Genomic DNA, 17,122 nt, shown 5'->3' with positions numbered 1-17,122 from the left:
CCGCACCCCTTCCACGACCCTTCCCTCCGACGAGCTTCCGAGCAGAACCAAGGCAGGCATGGAAACGCCCCCTCCGCAGACCGAGTCCACCAAGCCCACCGACGCGGACATCGCCGCGTTCGAGCAGCAGCTCGGCCGCCCGCCGCGCGGCCTGCGCGCCATCGCGCACCGCTGCCCGTGCGGCAACCCGGACGTGGTGGAGACCCAGCCCCGTCTGGAGGACGGCACGCCGTTCCCGACGACGTACTACCTGACCTGCCCCCGGGCGGCCTCGGCGATCGGCACGCTGGAGGCGAACGGGGTCATGAAGGAGATGACGGCCCGTCTGGAGACCGACCCGGAGCTGGCCGCCGCCTACCGGGCCGCGCACGAGGACTACATCACCCGCCGCGACGCCATCGAGGTCCTGGAGGGCTTCCCGAGCGCCGGTGGCATGCCGGACCGGGTGAAGTGCCTGCACGTCCTGGTCGGCCACTCGCTGGCCGCCGGGCCCGGGGTGAACCCGCTGGGCGACGAGGCCATCGCGATGCTGCCCGAGTGGTGGGCCAAGGGCCCGTGCGTCACGCCGTGCACGACACCGGACGACAGGACCGGGGACGGGAGCGGCCACTTCACCGCGCGCCCCCTCGGCGGCTCCACGGAAGGGCAGGACGCATGACCAGGGTTGCCGCCGTCGACTGCGGTACGAACTCCATCCGGCTCCTCGTCGCCGACGCGGACCCCGCCACCGGCACCTTCACCCAGCTGGACCGGCGGATGACGATCGTCCGCCTCGGCCAGGGCGTCGACAGGACCGGCCGGCTCGCCCCCGAGGCGCTGGAGCGCACCTTCGCGGCCTGCCGCGAGTACGCCGCGGTGATCGAGGAGCTGGGCGCCGAACGCGTCCGCTTCGTGGCCACCTCCGCCTCCCGCGACGCCGAGAACAGCGAGGAGTTCGTCTCCGGCGTCCGGGAGATCCTGGGCGTGGAGCCCGAGGTGATCACCGGCGACCAGGAGGCGCAGCTCTCCTTCGACGGTGCCACCAAGGAGCTGACCGGCAGCGACCACCTGGCCAAGCCGTACCTGGTCGTCGACATCGGCGGCGGCTCCACCGAGTTCGTGCTCGGCTCGGACGGGGTCGAGGCGGCCCGCTCCGTGGACATCGGCTGCGTACGCATGACCGAGCGTCACCTGGTCGCGGACGGCGCCGTGGTGGACCCGCCCACCCACGAGCGGGTCGCCGCGATCCGCGCGGACATCGAAGCCGCCCTGGACGTGGCCGCCGAGGCCGTTCAGCTCACCGAAGCGGCCACGCTGGTCGGCCTGGCGGGCACGGTCACCACGATCGCGGGGATCGCGCTGGAGCTGACGGAGTACGACTCCGAGGCCATCCACCACTCCCGGGTCTCCCGCGGCCAGGTCCGCGCCATCACCGAGCACCTCCTCCAGTCCACCCACGAGGAGCGCGCCGCGATCCCCGTGATGCACCCGGGCCGCGTCGACGTGATCGCCGCGGGCGCCCTCGTGCTGCTCGCCGTGATGGAGCGGACGGGCGCCCACGAGGTCGTCGTCAGCGAGCACGACATCCTGGACGGGATCGCCTGGAGCGCCGCGTAACAGCCGTGCAGGGCCGGGGGGACATACGGGCATGACCGACGCACCGCGCGGGGCTGCATTGTCCGTGGCCTACGGCGTCGCTCGCGGGTGCCAAGGCCCGCTCGTACCGGCCGCAGCGCGACAGTCTGTGGCACAGGCCTGATTCCTCGAGCGGTGCCCCTTCGGGGCCGCGGCGTATCTTGTGGGACATGGGCGAACAGCGTTCTGTGCGCTGGAACAGGCGTTGCGTATATGTCCTCCAAGGGGTTCTCGGAAATCCCCTCGTACGAGGTCGAGGTCCTCTGGATCGCGCTCATGGCCGTCTTCGTCATTCTCACTGCTCGCACTTCGTACGAGGCTCAGACCGGGCACCGCCTCCCCTGGTCGGCTCTCTTCCGGTGAGGTGAAGGTGCGGGCCGCAGTCACATGGCCACGGTGAACAGAGCGGGCGACATCGTGTGGAACGCCCCATGGGGGAGTGGCGAGAGATTTCCGGGGCCGCCCACTCTCAGAGGGACCGGTAGACATCCCGCCGGTTGCCGACCTTGACGACGAGGATGATCAGTTCGCCGTCCTCCACCTGGTAGGCGACCCGGAAGCTGCCCACCCGGAGCCGGTAGAGCCCCGACGGGCCGGTGAGCTTCTTGATGTCGGCATCCTCGCGGTACGGATCGTCGCCGAGTGCTGTCAGCGCGGCGAGGATGCGCATGGCGGCGGGCCGGTCGATGGCCCGGAGCTGTCGCTGTGCCGCGGCGGTGAAGCGGAACGCGTACTTCACGCCGCGCCGTCGGCCCGCTCGGCGAACAGGTCCGCCAGCAGCTCCGCCATGGTCACGGTCGGGCCCCCCTCCGCCAAGACCGCTTCCGCTTCTCGGGCGAGCAGGACGTCGGCGGCTTCCTCCAGCGCGTCGAAGTCCGCGATCGGCACCAGTGCGGCGACGGGCTCGCCGTTGCGGGTGATCACCGTGGGCGTGCCCGTCTCGGCGGAGTTGATGTGGTCCGCCAGGTGTGCGCGGGCTTCCCGTACAGTCACAGTGCTCTCGGCCATGGAAGTAGTGTACGCGCATTCGTGTACACGCGCACGAGTCCGTCGTCAGCGAGCACGACATCCTGGACGGGATCGCCTGGAGCACCGCGTAACAGCCGTGCAGGGCCGGGGGGATATACGGGCATGACCGACGCACCGCGCGGGGCCGTCGAGAAGATGGAACACCATCAGGTGGCCGTCTATCTCGTCGCGATGGCCCTCGGCGCCGTCCTCGGTCTCGCGGTGCCCTCCGCCGGGCCGGGGCTGGAGCACCTCATCAACCCCGTCCTGGGCGCGCTGCTGTTCGTGACCTTCCTTCAGGTCCCGGCGGCCGAGCTGCTGCGCTCGCTGCGTGACGGGCGGTTCGTCTCCGCCACGCTGGTGGTGAACTTCGTCGTGGTGCCGCTCGTGGTCGCCGCGCTGTTCACGTTCCTGCCGGCGGACCGGGCGGTGCGTCTGGGGGTGCTGCTCGTGCTGCTCTGCCCCTGCGTCGACTACGTGATCGTCTTCAGCGGTCTCGCCGGGGGCTCGGCCCGTCGGCTGCTCGCCGTGACCCCGGTCCTGCTGGTCGCGCAGATGGTGCTGCTGCCGGTGTTCCTGTACGCGTTCCTCGGTTCGGGGCTCGCCGACATCGTGAGGCGGGGCCGTTCCTGGAGGCGTTCGCCTTCCTCATCGTCATCCCGCTCGCGCTGGCCTGGGGGCTCCAGGCCTGGGCGGGGCGCAGGGAGAGCGGGCGGCGGGTGTCGCACGCGGCCACCACGACGATGGTCCCGCTGATGGCCGCGACCCTGCTGGTCGTCGTCGCATCCCAGGTGCCGAAGCTGGGCGGGAACCTCACCGATGTCGCGGCGGTCGTCCCCTTCTATGCAGGGTTCCTGGTGGTGATGGCCTTCGCGGGGAAGGCGGTGGCCCGGCTCTTCCGGCTGGACGTGCCCGGCGGGCGGGCGGTGGTCTTCAGCGGGGCGACGCGTAACTCCCTGGTGGTGCTTCCGCTCGCGCTGTCCCTGCCCGACGCGTACGCGATCGCCGCCGTCGTGGTCGTCACGCAGACCCTCGTCGAGGTCGTCGGCATGGTCCTCTGCGTCCGCGCCGTGCCCCGCCTGCTGCCTGCTCAGCCGCAGCGTCACCTGCACCTTTGAGCCCGTGGGCGGCCCTGGTCGGCCGCTCGGGGGACCCTTCCCGGGACACGCCGCCACGAAGTTCGTGAACTTCTTCACAAGGAATTCGGCCCTGTTGGGCGCAGTTCGGCCCCGCAAGGGCCGTCCGGGCCATACGTGGGGCCCTGCGGAAGGCGTACGGGCGCATTCCGGGGGCGTTGCGTACGTGTGAAGAAGGGGGCCGTCGCGGCGCTCCCGGAGGGCCAAGGGCCAGCTCACAGGCGGTCAGGAACGTTTCCCGGGGCGTTGCGGTTCCCTTGCGGGGTCATGACCTGGGTCACGTGGGCGGCGAAGTGTAGCAGAGGGTGGGTGAATCCTTGTGAAGGGGCTCACGAGCACCCCCCTGGGGCGAGGTGGATACTCGATGGCATGAGCACCACGGAGCGTCCCAGGATCCTCGTTGTAGGCGGTGGGTACGTAGGCCTGTACGCAGCTCGTCGCATTCTGAAGAAGATGCGATACGGAGAGGCGACCGTCACGGTCGTCGACCCGCGGTCGTACATGACGTACCAGCCCTTCCTCCCCGAAGCTGCCGCAGGCAGCATCTCGCCTCGGCATGTCGTCGTCCCGCTGCGACGCGTGCTGCCCAAGGCTGAGGTTCTCACCGGTCGTGTCACGACCATCGACCAGGACCGCAAGGTCGCCACGGTCGCGCCGCTCGTCGGCGAGGCCTACGAGCTGCCCTTCGACTACCTGGTCATCGCGATGGGCGCGGTCTCCCGTACCTTCCCGATCCCCGGCCTCGCCGAGCAGGGCATCGGCATGAAGGGCATCGAGGAGGCCATCGGCCTGCGCAACCACGTCCTGGAGCAGCTGGACAAGGCTGACTCCACGACCGATGAGGACGTCCGCCGCAAGGCGCTGACGTTCGTCTTCGTGGGCGGCGGCTTCGCCGGTGCGGAGACCATCGGCGAGGTCGAGGACATGGCCCGCGACGCGGCGAAGTACTACACCAACGTGAAGCGCGAGGACATGCGCTTCATCCTGGTCGACGCCGCCGACAAGATCCTTCCCGAGGTCGGCCCGAAGCTGGGCGCCTACGGCAAGGAGCACCTGGAGAGCCGCGGCGTGGAGATCTACCTCTCCACCTCCATGGACTCCTGCGTCGACGGCCACGTGGTGCTCAAGAACGGCCTGGAGGTCGACTCCAGCACCATCGTGTGGACCGCCGGTGTGAAGCCGAACCCGGCGCTCGCCCGCTTCGGCCTGCCGCTCGGCCCCCGCGGCCACGTGGACACCTCCGAGAAGCTCCAGGTGCAGGGCACCGACTACATCTGGGCCGCGGGCGACAACGCCCAGGTGCCGGACATGATCGGCCGCCGCGCCGGCAACCCGAACGCCTGGTGCCCGCCCAACGCCCAGCACGCGCTGCGTCAGGCGAAGGTCCTCGGCGACAACGTGATCTCCGGCATGCGGGGCTTCCCGCAGAAGGAGTACAGCCACGCCAACAAGGGTGCGGTCGCCGGTCTCGGCCTGCACAAGGGCGTCGCGATGATCGTCATGGGCAAGGTGAAGATCAAGCTCAAGGGCCGTCTCGCCTGGTACATGCACCGCGGCTACCACGGCATGGCGATGCCGACCTGGAACCGTAAGATCCGGATCTTCGCCGACTGGACTCTCGCAGTCTTCCTCAAGCGCGAGGTCGTCTCGCTCGGCGCCATGGAGACGCCGCGCGAGGAGTTCTACGAGGCCGCCAAGCCGGCCCCGGCTCCGGCCGTGGCCGCCAAGTCCGAGGGCGAGAAGGCCAAGGCCTCCTGACCCCCGGGTGACCGCTCCGCGAGGAGCACCCCTGTACGACGCCCGAAGGGGCCGTCCGCCATCCGTGGTGCGGACGGCCCCTTCGGCGTATCCGCCGCCGGGGCGGTTCGCGGGCCCCGGGTGCGCCTTTTGCCGTTTCGTTGCCCGGTGGCGGGATGACGGAGCGTGCCGGAAGAGTTGACACAGAAGTACCCCGTGGTGGCACCGACCCCTGCCACGGCGGGACTATGAGCACGTACGTACGCATTGGGCTTTTGTGTTTGTCGGGAACACCACCACGGAGGTGTGCGCCATGGCACGCGCCGCATCGCGGCTGACCGCTCTTGCCGAAGAGCTGCTCTCGGAACCCCTACCGGTCCGCATCCGGGCCTGGGACGGCAGCGAATCGGGTCCGCCCGGCGCCCCCGTCCTGGTGATCCGCCACCGCCGCGCCCTGCGCAGACTCCTGTGGAAGCCGGGCGAACTGGGCCTGGCCCGAGCCTGGGTGGCCGGTGAGATCGATGTCGAGGGCGATCTGTACGAGGTCCTCGACCGGGTCGCCGGGCTGCTCTGGGACCGGGGCGTCGACGCCAAGGACACCGTCCACCCGGTCCGCGACCCCGCCGTACGCGCCTTCGCCCGCGGCCTCCTCCAGCTGGCCGGCCCTTGGCCGCCGCCCGCCCCGCCCGCCGAGGAGGTCCGCCGCCGCACCGGCCCGCTGCACACCAAGCGCCGGGACAAGGAGGCGATCAGCCACCACTACGACGTGGGCAACGACTTCTACGCCCTGGTCCTCGGCCCGTCCATGGTCTACTCCTGCGCCTACTGGCAGGACGGCGGCACCCTGGAGGACGCCCAGCGCGACAAGCTGGACATGGTCTGCCGCAAGCTCGCCCTGAAGGAGGGCGACCGCCTCCTGGACGTCGGCTGCGGCTGGGGATCGATGGCCATCCACGCGGCCCGCGAGTACGGGGCCCACGTCACCGGCATCACCCTCTCCCAGGAACAGGCCATCCACGCCCGCAAGCGCATCGCCGAGGAGGGCCTGACCGACCGGATCGAGATCCGCGTCCAGGACTACCGGGACGTCCGCGACGGACCGTACGACGCCATCTCCTCGATCGGCATGGCCGAACACGTCGGCTCCGTCCGCTACCGCGAGTACGCCGACGACCTCTTCGCCCTCCTGAAGCCCGGCGGACGCCTGCTGAACCACCAGATCGCCCGCCGCCCCGAGAAGGACGAGGACGCCTACCGCATCGACGAGTTCATCGACTCCTACGTCTTCCCCGACGGCGAACTCGCCCCCCTCGGCCGCACCCTGGCCACCCTGGAGGAGGCCGGGTTCGAGGCCCGGGACGTCCAGGCGCTGCGCGAGCACTACGCGCTGACCCTGCGCCACTGGGTGGCCAACCTGGAGCGCCACTGGGAGCAGGCGGTACGCGCCACCTCGCCGGGCCGGGCCAGGGTCTGGCGGCTCTACATGGCCGCCTCCGCGCTCTCCTTCGAGCACAACAAGATCGGCGTCAACCAGATCCTCGCGGTGCGCCCGCTGGAGGGCGGCTCCTCCCGGCTGCCGCTGCGCACCCGCGCCTGGACGGAGGAGACGGGCGGCTGACCCGTACGCGTACGCCTTCGGTACGGGCGAGGGGCCGGTGCTCCGCTCTCCAGCGGTGCACCGGCCCCTCGTCGTCCCTGTCCCGTCCCGGTCCCCGGGACCCGCGCTACTCGGTCTTGATGGCCGTCAGCATGTTGAGCTTCGCGGCGCTGCGGGCGGGCCACAGCGAGGCGAGGACGCCCACCAGGCCGGCCAGGGCCAGGAAGAGCGCGAGGCGGTCCCACGGGATGACCAGGGCGTAGCCGGGGATGTCGGCGGCCAGGGTCTGGCCGATCGCCCAGCCGAGGAAGACCCCGAGGCCGACCCCGATCACCGCGCCGAAGACCGAGATGACCACGGCCTCCAGGCGGATCATGCGCTTGACGCGGCTCCGGTCGAGGCCGATCGCCCGCAGCATGCCGATCTCCTGCTGGCGCTCGAACACCGACATCGCGAGGGTGTTGACGACCCCGAGGACGGCGATCAGCAGGGCCATGGCGAGCAGCCCGTACATGATGTTCAGCGCGGTGTTGATGAAGCCGCCGAACATGTCACGGATGTCCTGCCGGTCCATGACGCTCATCGCCGGGTTGTCGCCGAGCGCGTCCACGACGGACTGCTCGTTGGCCTTGCTCGCGCCGCCGTCCGTCTTGATCCAGATCTCGCGGATCTCGGGGCGGGGGGAGGAGCTGTGGCGGTCCGCCAGCTCCTTGGGGATCACGAAGGGCGACAGGAAGTCGTTCTCCTTGTAGACCGCCCCGATGGTGATCTCGCCCTTCTTGTCGTCGTCGAACTTCACCGGGAGGGTGTCGCCGGTCTTCCAGCCGTTCGACTTCGCGGTCTTGGCACCGACGGCGACCTGACCGTCCTTCAGGGAGGCGAGCGAGCCGGAGACCGTGTCCAGCGAGAAGACCTTCTCCACGTCGCCCGGGGCCACACCCGAGGCCGACTGGTACTCCCCGTCGATCTCGAAGTACGCCGACTGCTGCGGGGAGAGCGCCGAGACGCCGTCCGCCTTCGACAGGGCGGTGAGCGCCGACTCGTCCAGGGAGTCGCCACTGGCCATCGAGACCATGTAGTCGGCCTTGATGTTGTCCGTGGTCATCTTGTCGATGGCCTGGCCGAGGGTGACGCCGAGCACCGAGATGCCGGTGACCAGGGTCAGCCCGATCGCCAGGGCGGAGGCGGTGGCTCCGGTACGCCGCGGGTTGCGGACCGCGTTCTGCGAGGCCAGCTTCCCGGAGACGCCGAACAGCTTCGTGATCGACGGCCGCACCAGGGCGATGACCGGCCGGGAGAGCAGCGGGATCAGGATGATGATGCCGATCAGGGCGAAGAAGGCGCCGGCCGCGACCAGGTAGCGCCCGTTCTCCCCGCCGGTGGCCGCGCCGCCGACGATGCCCGTGGCACCGAGCAGGGCGATGACGCCGCCGATCGAGTTCCGTACGACGAGGGACTTGACGGAGGCGGTGGCGTGCACGCTGCTCATCGCCGCGACCGGGGCGATCTTCGCGGCCCGGCGGGAGGGCAGCCAGGCGGCCAGGACGGTGATCAGGATGCCGACGGCGAAGGCGGAGAGCACCGCGGTGGGCGAGACGACCAGCGGTCCGGCCGGGATCTTGCCGCCCAGGAGGCCCATCCCGGAGCGCAGGCCGACGGCGAGGCCGAGGCCGACGGCGAAGCCGATGACGGAGGCGAGGGTTCCGACGACGCCGGCCTCGATCAGCACCGAGCGCTTGACCTGGCGGCGGGAGGCGCCGATGGCCCGCATCAGGGCCAGCTCACGGGTGCGCTGGGCGACCAGCATCGTGAAGGTGTTGGCGATGAGGAAGATGCCGACGAACAGGGCGATGCCGGCGAAGACCAGCAGGATGGTGTTGAGGCCGGTGAGACCGGACTCGATCTGCTTCGCCTGCTCGTCCGCGAGGGCCTTGCCGGTCTGCGCGGTGGCCTCCTCCGGCAGCAGCGGGGCGATGGCGTCCAGCAGCTTCCGGTCGGAGGCGCCCGGGGCGGCGGCCACGGTGGCGTTCTGGAAGACGCCGGGCTTCAGGTAGAGCTGCTGGGCGGTCGCGGTGTCGAACAGCACCAGGCTGCCGCCCGCGTTGACCGCGCCGTCCTCGGTGGTGAAGACACCGGAGAGGGTGTACTCCTTCACCGGGCCGTTGGTGGCGACCCGCACCGGGTCGCCGACCCGGTACTTCCCCTTGGAGGCGGTGTCCTGGTCGAGGGCGACCTGACCGTTCTTCACCGGGCCGCTGCCCTGGGTGAAGTCGTACGCGCCGTCCTTGCCGTCCTTGCCGGGGGCGAAGTTGGAGCCGGTGTTGGACCAGCCGTTGCCGATCAGCTTGCCGTCGGGGTCGGCGACCCCGGCGAAGCCGTCGACCCGGCCGGTGACGGAGGCCACGCCGTCCACCGCGCGGATCTTGTCGAGGGTGGCCGCGTCGAGGCCGGGGGTCTTGTCGTCGCGCCCGCCGGCGTGCGTCTCCACGGCGACGGCGACGTCGTCGTAGCTCTTGGCGGACTGGTTGCGGAAGGCGTTGCCGAGGGTGTCGGTGAAGACGAGGGTGCCGGAGACGAACGCTACGCCGAGCATGACGGCGAGCACGGTCATCAGCAGCCTGGCCTTGTGCGCGAGCACATTGCGCAGGGCGGTACGGAACATGTCTGTGTGTCCTGGGATGGGTTCCGGAAGGGGGACGGGGACGCGCGAGGGCGGAGGCCGTACGCGTCAGCTGGTGCGGCGGCCGGGGTGCGGCAGTCCTACGGGGCCGCCGCGGGCGTCAGCTGGTGCGGCCCTTCGCGTCGAACGCCTTCATCCGGTCGAGGACCCCGTCGGCGGTCGGGTGCATCATCTGGTCGACGACCGCACCGTCCGCGAGGAAGATCACCCGGTCCGCGTAGGAGGCGGCCACCGGGTCGTGGGTCACCATCACCACGGTCTGGCCCAGCTCGCGCACCGAGTTGCGCAGGAAGCCCAGGACCTCGGCGCCGGAGCGGGAGTCCAGGTTCCCGGTCGGCTCGTCACCGAAGATGATCTCGGGCTGCGAGGCCAGGGCGCGGGCCACGGCGACACGCTGCTGCTGGCCGCCGGAGAGCTCGGTGGGCCGGTGCTTCAGCCGCTCCGAGAGCCCCACCATGTCGATGACCTTCTGGAGCCACGCGGCGTCGGGCTTCCGGCCCGCGATGTCCATCGGCAGGGTGATGTTCTCCAGCGCGGTGAGCGTCGGCAGCAGGTTGAAGGCCTGGAAGATGAAGCCGATCTTGTCCCGGCGCAACTGCGTGAGCTGCTTGTCCTTCAGCGTGGACAGCTCGGTCTCGCCGATGCGCACCGAACCGCTGCTGAAGCTGTCGAGACCGGCGACGCAGTGCATCAGCGTCGACTTGCCGGACCCCGAGGGGCCCATGATCGCGGTGAACTCGCCCTGCGGGAAGTCCACGGTCACCCGGTCCAGGGCGACGACCTGCGTCTCACCCTCGCCGTAGACCTTCGACAGCTCCGTGGCGCGGGCGGCCACCGCGGTGGTGCGGTGAACGGTGGGAGTGGTGGTCACAGGGACGCTCCTGGTTCGGGTGATGCGGATGCATACGGGGATGACGCGGCCCGCCCTGACGGCGGGGCCTTGGGGACTACTCCATCGTCACGTCCCGATCGCCCCGGGTCGTCACTCCCGATGCCCGTTCCCGTGGCCCCCTTGAGTCGCACCACAGGGGTGGGGCCGTCCTCCTCGGGTATGACTCCGACCCTGACGCTTCATCCGAGGGACGCCCTTGTGACACAGGGTGACCGCCGCTTCCCGGCGCGCCAGGAGACCCGCGGAGCCGGAACGGGAGCCTCCCCTCACACCCCGGATCCCGAGGGTGGCGCACCCCCTGGCGAAGCATGGCGCGCACCTGGCGCATTGGGCCGTACGGGTGCGGCGACTTTCCGTCAATCCGTCACGGCGTCCTACCTGGCGGTATCCGGTGCGGGCGCGTGGTGAGGGCGTGCGAATGTGCTGACGGTCCCTCAAGCGGTCAATAAAATAGGACAACATCGCGCCACTGTTCCGCTGATCGGGGGACGCCCCCGGATAGGGTCAGTTGCCAACGCGGAGCCGCGCGGCACGCCCGGATGGTGGAACGTAGACACGGCGAGCTTAAACCTCGCTGCCCCTCGGGGGCGTGCCGGTTCGAGTCCGGCTCCGGGCACCACGCAGCGTACGGAGCGTGACCCGGGCAGCCCTCTCCGTGGGGCTCGTGCCGAACAGGGGCGCCCGGTACGCCGGCGGCCCACCGCCCGCGTCGGCCGGGGTGACAAAGATCCTCCTCCGGCACTGGGTGGTTCTTTTGCCTACCCATTACTCTTGTCGCAAGGCCGCGCAGTGTGGCCATGGAGGAGTGAGATGAGGAGCAGCAACCCGGTCTTCTCGCGACGGGGGTTCAGCCGCGACAACGGCCACGCGGGCTTCAACGCGGCGCCGCAGGCCGGGGCCGCCGCGACGGGCGGAAACCCGTTCGCGCAGGGCACCGCCGCCAACCCGTACGCCACCAACCCTTACGCACAGCAGGGCACCCAGCCCGGCGCCCCGGCGCGCACCGACGCGATGACCATCGACGACGTGGTGACGCGTACGGCGATGACGCTCGGACTGGTCGTCGTGGCCGCCGCCATCGCCTGGTGGGTCATGCCGGTCGACCAGGCGAACCTGGGCAGCGCCTACGGTGTCGCCATCGGTGCCGCGATCATCGGCTTCGTGCTGTCGCTGGTGAACTCGTTCAAGCGCCGGCCCTCGCCGCCGCTGATCCTGCTGTACGCCGCCTTCGAGGGTGTTTTCCTCGGCATCGTCAGCAACATCGTCAGCGTCTACGTCGCCCCCGGCGCCGCGATGCAGGCGGTGCTCGGCACGATGGCGGTCTTCGCCGGTGTGCTGATCGCCTACCGCACCGGTCTGATCCGGGTCACGCGCCGTTTCTACGGCTTCGTGATGGCCGCCGCCATCGGCTTCATGCTGCTGATGATGGTCAACCTGCTGTTCGCCGTCTTCGGCGGCGGTGACGGCCTCGGCTTCCGCAGCGGCACGCTCGGCATCATCTTCGGCATCGTGGCCATCGTGATCGGCGCGTGCATCCTCGCCCTCAACTTCAAGCAGGTCGAGGACGGCATCGCGTACGGCGCCCCGCGCGAGGAGGCATGGCTGGCCGCCTTCGGCCTCACCGTGACCCTGGTGTGGATCTACATCGAGATGCTGCGCCTGGTCGCCATCCTCAGCGGTGACGACTGACCGGGAGCGCACCGGTCACCGGCAGGCACATCGGAAGGGCCCGCAGGCATCGCGCCTGTGGGCCCTTCCGTGTTCCCGGTGCGCAGAGGGTTGCCGGTGCACCGGCGGGTGCGGGTCAGAGCAGCTTGCGGGCGGCCCGCCTGAGGTCGTACTCGTGGATGATCGCTTTGGCGTGCCCGTAGGCGAGTTCGTGCTCCCCGCGCAGCCAGCTCACCTTCTCCTCGAAGCGGACGAGGGAGGGTCCTTCATCGACGGTCCGGATCCAGTCGGAGATCTCACGACCGGTGCATTGGGGGATCCGGGAGAGCAGGTTGCGATGGGTTTCTTCGGAGAAGACATGCGACATCGGCGCCTCCGACGCAGTGCGCGTTGCTGTTCCTTCCCGACACCGTGCCTGAGCGTTCGCCCGTTGGCAACCATGCGGGGAGGGCGCGTAGGGGCGCGCGGAGAGGCCGGAGGAAGGGCGCGTGGCGGCCGGGCGGGAAGCGCGCGTAGGGTCGGCCGGGTGCTTGATACGACGCCTCTGATCCTGGCCGTGGACCGATTCGCCGACCGGCTGCGCTCGGCCCCGCAGAGCCGCCTCCAGCGCGGTGCGGCCGCCGAGGCCCTGGCCGCCGCCCGCGAACTCGCCGTACGGGCCCAGCGCTTCGAGAGCCCCGGGGTGGAGCCGCGGGTGCTGCCGGACGCCGGGGTGTTCGCCGTGGGCGACCAACTCGCCGTCGCCGGGCGGGATCTGGCCGTGGCACTGGTAACGGCCCCGCCCGGAGAGCTGGACGAGGCCGTGCGATACGTCGAGGAAGCGGCGGCGCGGGCTTTCGCTTAGCCGGGCCCGCGCCCGGGGGTGCCTGTGGCGGACCTGTCCGCCGGAGGAAGGCTCAGAACGAGGCGATGACGCGGTCCGCCAGGATGTAGACGTTGTCCTCGCCGCAGGAGAAGGTCAGCGCGTAGGCGCCGGAGACGCCCGAGCCGCCCAGCAGCACCGGCTGCCGGCCCGCCCGCAGCGCGTCCGCGAGCCGTTCGGCCGTCTCGCGGTGGCCGGGGGTCATGCAGAGCGTGGTGCCGTCGGCGAAGACGTACACATCGAGGGTCCCCAGCGGGCCCGGCCGCACATCGGTGAGCTCTGTGGCCAGGTCGGCCAGCTCCTCCAGACGGCTCACGGTGCGCTCGTGGTCGGTGACCACGGGGGTCTGTACGGGGACGAAGTCCGGGTGCGAGGGGTGGCGGCGGCGGGCCGCGGCCAGCTCGGGGGAGTCCTCGGGGTGGTCCGCGATCTCCGGGAGGTCCGTGAACTCACCGGCGAAGTCGGCGGCGAAATCGGCCGCCTCGTGCTCCGCGAGCGTCCGCTCGCTCAGCTCGGCCAGCTCCTCCATCGCCTCGGCCGCCTCGATGTCCAGCGACTCCAGACCGGCGAAGTCGGCCTGGCGCGGAAGGTAGAACGGGGTCTCCTCGCCGAGCACCGGCATCCCGCCCAGCAGGGACGGGGCGTCCGCCGCGTCGCGGGCCTCCTGGGCGGCCCAGAAGGCGCGCGCCTCGGCCAGCTCGCGCTCGCGCTCCTCGGCGAGCGCCTCCGACACGGCCGCGCGTATCTCCTCGGCGGGGGTGGCGGTACTACGGCTCTGCGATGGCACCGACGCACCGAGAGCGCGGCCCTCGGCCAGCTCCGTGCGCAGGGCCGCGACCTGCTTGCGCAGCCCGTGAGCGGCATGCAGCGCGGCGGCGCCGACGGCCGTGGCAGCGGCGGTGGTCAGCAACAGGGCAAATGACATGGCGCTCACTGACAACTCCCGGTTTCAATCGATACCCCCGACTTCCTACATCAGCTTGGCCTGTACCCGTACCGGCTGTCAGTGCATTACGTCACGAAATGGACAGGTCTTTCGGTCCTGGGTTTAGCCCCAAAAGGCCGTGACCTGCGAAAATGACTCTCCCCCGGGACGCAGATCACATCCTGGGGGAGATTCGGTCACGGTCGGGGCTCGGCCGGATTCGGACACCCCATGGTGAGGGAAGCCCTGCGGCGCGTGAGGGAGGCCCTGGTGCGGCTCAGCTCAGCCGCTCGTGCTGGTGGTCGCGCTGCGGCTCAGCTCAGCCGCTCGATCACCATCGCCATGCCCTGGCCGCCGCCCACGCACATCGTCTCCAGGCCCCACTGCTTGTCGTGGAACTGGAGGCTGTTGATCAGCGTGCCGGTGATGCGGGCGCCGGTCATGCCGAAGGGGTGGCCGACCGCGATCGCGCCGCCGTTGACGTTGACCTTCTCCAGCGGCAGGCCGAGGTCCCGGTAGGAGGGGATGACCTGGGCGGCGAACGCCTCGTTCAGCTCGGCGAGGTCGATGTCGTCGATGGTGAGGCCCGCCCGCTTCAGCGCCTGCTTGCTCGCCTCGACGGGGCCGTACCCCATGATCTCGGGGGAGAGGCCGGAGACGCCGGTGGAGACGATCCGGGCCAGCGGGGTCAGGCCCAGCTCGCGCGCCTTGGTGTCGGACATGATCACCAGGGCGGCGGCACCGTCGTTGAGCGGGCAGCAGTTGCCCGCGGTGACCAGGCCGTCGGGGCGGAAGACCGGCTTCAGGCCCTGCACGCCCTCCAGCGTGACGCCCGCGCGCGGGCCGTCGTCCTTGGAGACGACCGTGCCGTCGGGGGTGGTGACCGGGGTGATCTCCCGCTCCCAGAAGCCGTTCTTCAGGGCTTCCTCGGCGAGGTTCTGCGACCGTACGCCGAACTCGTCCATCTCCTGGCGGGTGACGCCCTTGGAGCGGGCCAGGTTCTCCGCCGTCTGCCCCATCGAGATGTACGCGTCCGGGACCAGGCCGTCCTCGCGCGGGTCGTGCCAGCCCGCGCCGGACTCCTCGGCGCGGGCGGCGGTGCGGGCCTCGGCCTCGGCGAAGAGCGGGTTGTGCGTGTCCGGGAGGCTGTCGGAGTTGCCCTTGGTGAAGCGGGACACCATCTCGACGCCCGCCGAGATGAAGACGTCGCCCTCGCCCGCCTTGATCGCGTGCAGCGCCATCCGGCTGGTCTGCAACGAGGAGGAGCAGTAGCGGGTGACCGTACAGCCGGGAAGGTGGTCCATCCCCATCTGTACGGCGATGATGCGGCCCAGGTTGTTGCCCTGCTCGCCCCCGGGCAGACCGCAGCCCAGCATCAGGTCGTCGATGTCCTTCGGGTCCAGCTCGGGGACCTTGGCCAGCGCGGTCTGGATGATCGTGGCGGTCAGGTCGTCCGCGCGCAGGTCCTTGAGGGACCCCTTGAAGGCGCGGCCGATCGGCGAACGGGCGGCAGAGACGATCACGGCTTCGGGCATCACGCGGCTCCATGAGGGCTGGAAAGCTGGGTGGACAGGGGGAACTCCCTTTGGAAGCTACCCGGGCGTATCGCCGGGGTCACCCGGCAGGCCGTGTGATGCGGGACTCTTTTCTAAGCGCTTGCTCAGCCCCGTGGCCTGCCGGGTCCGCCCGGTCGGCAAGGCCTATCCGTATAGGCCCGGCCTGTCCGGCAAGGCCTGTCCGTCAACGACTGTCCGGCCAGGTCTATCCGGACCGGCAGGGCCTATGTGTGCCCGTGCGCCGTGTCCGGGTGCGGATGGGGCGCCGCCGGTTCCGTATCCGTGGAGGCGGGCAGGCGCCGCCGCCTGCGGTGCTTGAGGAGGGCCCAGGGGGCGCGGGCCCCCGTGACCTCCGTACCGGCCTCGCGGGCCGCCTGGGAGGCCGCCTTGGCCACCGGGAGGATGTCCTCGCGGCGCGAGCCGTCCAGCCGGTCCGACTCCGGCCACAGGCCCAGCACCGCGCACAGGGTCGGCAGCACCGCCATCGCCGCCGTCGCGTACCCCTCGGCGGAGGGGTGGTAGTTGTCCGGCCCGAACAGCTCGCGCGGGTTCGCCGCGAACTCCGGGCCCAGCAGGTCGCCCAGCGACACCGTCCGCCCGCCCTGCTCCACCGAGCCGATCGTCTGCGCCGCCGCCAGCTGCCTGCTCACCCGCCGGGCCAGCCACCGCAGCGGCTGGTAGACCGGTTCGATCGTGCCCAGGTCGGGGCAGGTCCCCACGACCACCTCCGCCCCCGCCGTCCGCAGCCTGCGCACCGCCGTCGTCAGACAGCGCACCGACTGGGTGGCGGGCATCCGGTGGGTGACGTCGTTCGCCCCGATCATGATCACGCAGACGTCCGGGGTGCGGGCCGGGTCCGCCAGCAGCAGCGAGACCTGCCGCTCCAGATCGTCCGACCTGGCCCCCGGCAGGGCCACGTTCCGCAGGTCCACCGGCCGCTCGGCCACCGCCGCCAGCCCCGAGGCGAGCAGCGCCCCCGGGGTCTGCCCGGCCCGCCGCACCCCCTGGCCCGCCGCCGTCGAATCCCCGAGCATCCCGAGCCGCAACGGGTCGTTCGGGCCGGCGAACGCCACCCCGTACCGCCCGTCCGCGCTCGGCGGAACCGGCGCCGTACCGCCGCCCACCTGCCTCTTCGCGAGCTGGACCTCTGCCAGGAACACGCCGACGGCCGCCGCACCGATCAGTCCGATGCTGCCACCGCCGTAAGCCGCGCCCGCCGCGATCCGCCGTGCCACCCTTGCTCTCGACACAGTCCGGTCCACCTCCTTCTCGCCGTACCGCCCTACATGTACCTACCTGCCCCGTGAAGGGCGCCGCCCAATCGCACCGCGCGTTTCCGGGCCCGTACGCTCCGTATCCGGCCCTCCTTTCCCGGGGGCGCTCATACGTACGCATCGTCCGGCTCGTACGCATACCCTTGGCCGGACCATCTCGGAGATCCCGGAGT

General features: G+C 70.8%; 14 protein-coding genes, 1 tRNA gene and 1 pseudogene. 8 read left to right on the top strand and 8 right to left on the bottom strand.

What is annotated here, in order from left to right; translation table 11 throughout:
- The first annotated feature begins 58 nt into the window (after positions 1–58).
- Positions 59–658, top strand: coding sequence for a DUF501 domain-containing protein (locus tag GTY67_RS12155; RefSeq protein WP_161278651.1), 600 nt, complete (start codon positions 59–61; stop codon positions 656–658).
- Positions 655–1,596, top strand: a complete 942-nt coding sequence (locus tag GTY67_RS12150) for a Ppx/GppA phosphatase family protein (protein WP_161278650.1) — start codon at positions 655–657, stop codon at positions 1,594–1,596. The genes GTY67_RS12155 and GTY67_RS12150 overlap by 4 nt, the downstream gene beginning before the upstream one ends.
- A gap of 487 nt (positions 1,597–2,083) precedes the next feature.
- Here GTY67_RS12150 and GTY67_RS12140 read toward each other — a convergent pair whose 3' ends face one another.
- Positions 2,084–2,353, bottom strand: coding sequence for a type II toxin-antitoxin system RelE/ParE family toxin (locus GTY67_RS12140; protein WP_093691913.1), 270 nt, complete (start codon positions 2,351–2,353; stop codon positions 2,084–2,086).
- On the bottom strand, positions 2,350–2,622 hold the full coding sequence (locus GTY67_RS12135; protein WP_093691911.1) for a type II toxin-antitoxin system Phd/YefM family antitoxin: 273 nt from the start codon (positions 2,620–2,622) through the stop codon (positions 2,350–2,352). The genes GTY67_RS12140 and GTY67_RS12135 overlap by 4 nt, the downstream gene beginning before the upstream one ends.
- A gap of 123 nt (positions 2,623–2,745) precedes the next feature.
- Between GTY67_RS12135 and GTY67_RS12130 the strand changes: the two are divergent.
- The 3 genes and pseudogenes from GTY67_RS12130 (at position 2,746) to GTY67_RS12120 (ending at position 7,113) form a co-directional block, all read left to right on the top strand.
- Positions 2,746–3,740: pseudogene (locus GTY67_RS12130) on the top strand (bile acid:sodium symporter).
- A 387-nt stretch (positions 3,741–4,127) separates the two neighbouring features.
- Positions 4,128–5,516, top strand: a complete 1,389-nt coding sequence (locus GTY67_RS12125) for an NAD(P)/FAD-dependent oxidoreductase (protein ID WP_093691907.1) — start codon at positions 4,128–4,130, stop codon at positions 5,514–5,516.
- A 292-nt stretch (positions 5,517–5,808) separates the two neighbouring features.
- Positions 5,809–7,113, top strand: a complete 1,305-nt coding sequence (locus GTY67_RS12120; RefSeq protein WP_161278649.1) for a cyclopropane-fatty-acyl-phospholipid synthase family protein — start codon at positions 5,809–5,811, stop codon at positions 7,111–7,113.
- Positions 7,114–7,219: 106 nt separating this feature from the next.
- On the opposite strand, the gene GTY67_RS12115 is transcribed toward GTY67_RS12120, so the two are convergent.
- Together GTY67_RS12115 and GTY67_RS12110 are read right to left on the bottom strand one after the other, a co-directional pair.
- On the bottom strand, positions 7,220–9,754 hold the full coding sequence (locus GTY67_RS12115; RefSeq protein ID WP_093691903.1) for an ABC transporter permease: 2,535 nt from the start codon (positions 9,752–9,754) through the stop codon (positions 7,220–7,222).
- A 118-nt stretch (positions 9,755–9,872) separates the two neighbouring features.
- On the bottom strand, positions 9,873–10,643 hold the full coding sequence (locus GTY67_RS12110; RefSeq protein WP_093691901.1) for an ABC transporter ATP-binding protein: 771 nt from the start codon (positions 10,641–10,643) through the stop codon (positions 9,873–9,875).
- Between the two features lie 554 nt (positions 10,644–11,197).
- Between GTY67_RS12110 and GTY67_RS12105 the strand changes: the two genes are divergently transcribed.
- Positions 11,198–11,283: transfer RNA gene (locus tag GTY67_RS12105), tRNA-Leu, on the top strand.
- Positions 11,284–11,474: 191 nt separating this feature from the next.
- Positions 11,475–12,353, top strand: a complete 879-nt coding sequence (locus tag GTY67_RS12100) for a Bax inhibitor-1/YccA family protein (RefSeq protein ID WP_093691899.1) — start codon at positions 11,475–11,477, stop codon at positions 12,351–12,353.
- A 115-nt stretch (positions 12,354–12,468) separates the two neighbouring features.
- On the opposite strand, the gene GTY67_RS12095 is transcribed toward GTY67_RS12100, so the two are convergent.
- Positions 12,469–12,699 (bottom strand): DUF4287 domain-containing protein, encoded by a 231-nt coding sequence (locus tag GTY67_RS12095; protein WP_093691897.1) that lies wholly within the window; start codon positions 12,697–12,699, stop codon positions 12,469–12,471.
- 159 nt (positions 12,700–12,858) lie between these two features.
- Between GTY67_RS12095 and GTY67_RS12090 the strand changes: the two genes are divergently transcribed.
- On the top strand, positions 12,859–13,176 hold the full coding sequence (locus tag GTY67_RS12090) for a hypothetical protein (protein ID WP_093691895.1): 318 nt from the start codon (positions 12,859–12,861) through the stop codon (positions 13,174–13,176).
- 52 nt (positions 13,177–13,228) lie between these two features.
- On the opposite strand, the gene GTY67_RS12085 is transcribed toward GTY67_RS12090, so the two are convergent.
- The 3 genes from GTY67_RS12085 to GTY67_RS12075 form a co-directional block, all read right to left on the bottom strand.
- The gene (locus GTY67_RS12085) at positions 13,229–14,119 is read right to left on the bottom strand and encodes a hypothetical protein (protein WP_237502596.1); all 891 of its coding nucleotides are present in this window, start codon (positions 14,117–14,119) and stop codon (positions 13,229–13,231) included.
- Between the two features lie 314 nt (positions 14,120–14,433).
- Positions 14,434–15,654, bottom strand: a complete 1,221-nt coding sequence (locus tag GTY67_RS12080) for an acetyl-CoA C-acetyltransferase (protein WP_093691259.1) — start codon at positions 15,652–15,654, stop codon at positions 14,434–14,436.
- A 245-nt stretch (positions 15,655–15,899) separates the two neighbouring features.
- Complete coding sequence (locus GTY67_RS12075; RefSeq protein WP_093691257.1) at positions 15,900–16,910, bottom strand: SGNH/GDSL hydrolase family protein; 1,011 nt, start codon at positions 16,908–16,910, stop codon at positions 15,900–15,902.
- Between the last annotated feature and the right edge of the window lie 212 nt (positions 16,911–17,122).

This window comes from Streptomyces sp. SID8374, from assembly GCF_009865135.1.
Taxonomy (GTDB): Bacteria; Actinomycetota; Actinomycetes; order Streptomycetales; family Streptomycetaceae; genus Streptomyces.
The sequence above is the reverse complement of the archived record's forward strand: the minus strand, read 5'-3'. Positions and strand labels throughout refer to the sequence as shown.

Coding starts and splice junctions, on each gene's coding strand:
- GTY67_RS12100 (WP_093691899.1), top strand. CDS start 11,475: ATGAGGAGCAGCAACCCGGTCTTCTCGCGACGGGGGTTCAGCCGCGAC.
- GTY67_RS12135 (WP_093691911.1), bottom strand. CDS start 2,622: ATGGCCGAGAGCACTGTGACTGTACGGGAAGCCCGCGCACACCTGGCG.
- GTY67_RS12120 (WP_161278649.1), top strand. CDS start 5,809: ATGGCACGCGCCGCATCGCGGCTGACCGCTCTTGCCGAAGAGCTGCTC.
- GTY67_RS12155 (WP_161278651.1), top strand. CDS start 59: ATGGAAACGCCCCCTCCGCAGACCGAGTCCACCAAGCCCACCGACGCG.
- GTY67_RS12095 (WP_093691897.1), bottom strand. CDS start 12,699: ATGTCGCATGTCTTCTCCGAAGAAACCCATCGCAACCTGCTCTCCCGG.
- GTY67_RS12080 (WP_093691259.1), bottom strand. CDS start 15,654: ATGCCCGAAGCCGTGATCGTCTCTGCCGCCCGTTCGCCGATCGGCCGC.
- GTY67_RS12150 (WP_161278650.1), top strand. CDS start 655: ATGACCAGGGTTGCCGCCGTCGACTGCGGTACGAACTCCATCCGGCTC.
- GTY67_RS12125 (WP_093691907.1), top strand. CDS start 4,128: ATGAGCACCACGGAGCGTCCCAGGATCCTCGTTGTAGGCGGTGGGTAC.
- GTY67_RS12115 (WP_093691903.1), bottom strand. CDS start 9,754: ATGTTCCGTACCGCCCTGCGCAATGTGCTCGCGCACAAGGCCAGGCTG.
- GTY67_RS12085 (WP_237502596.1), bottom strand. CDS start 14,119: ATGTCATTTGCCCTGTTGCTGACCACCGCCGCTGCCACGGCCGTCGGC.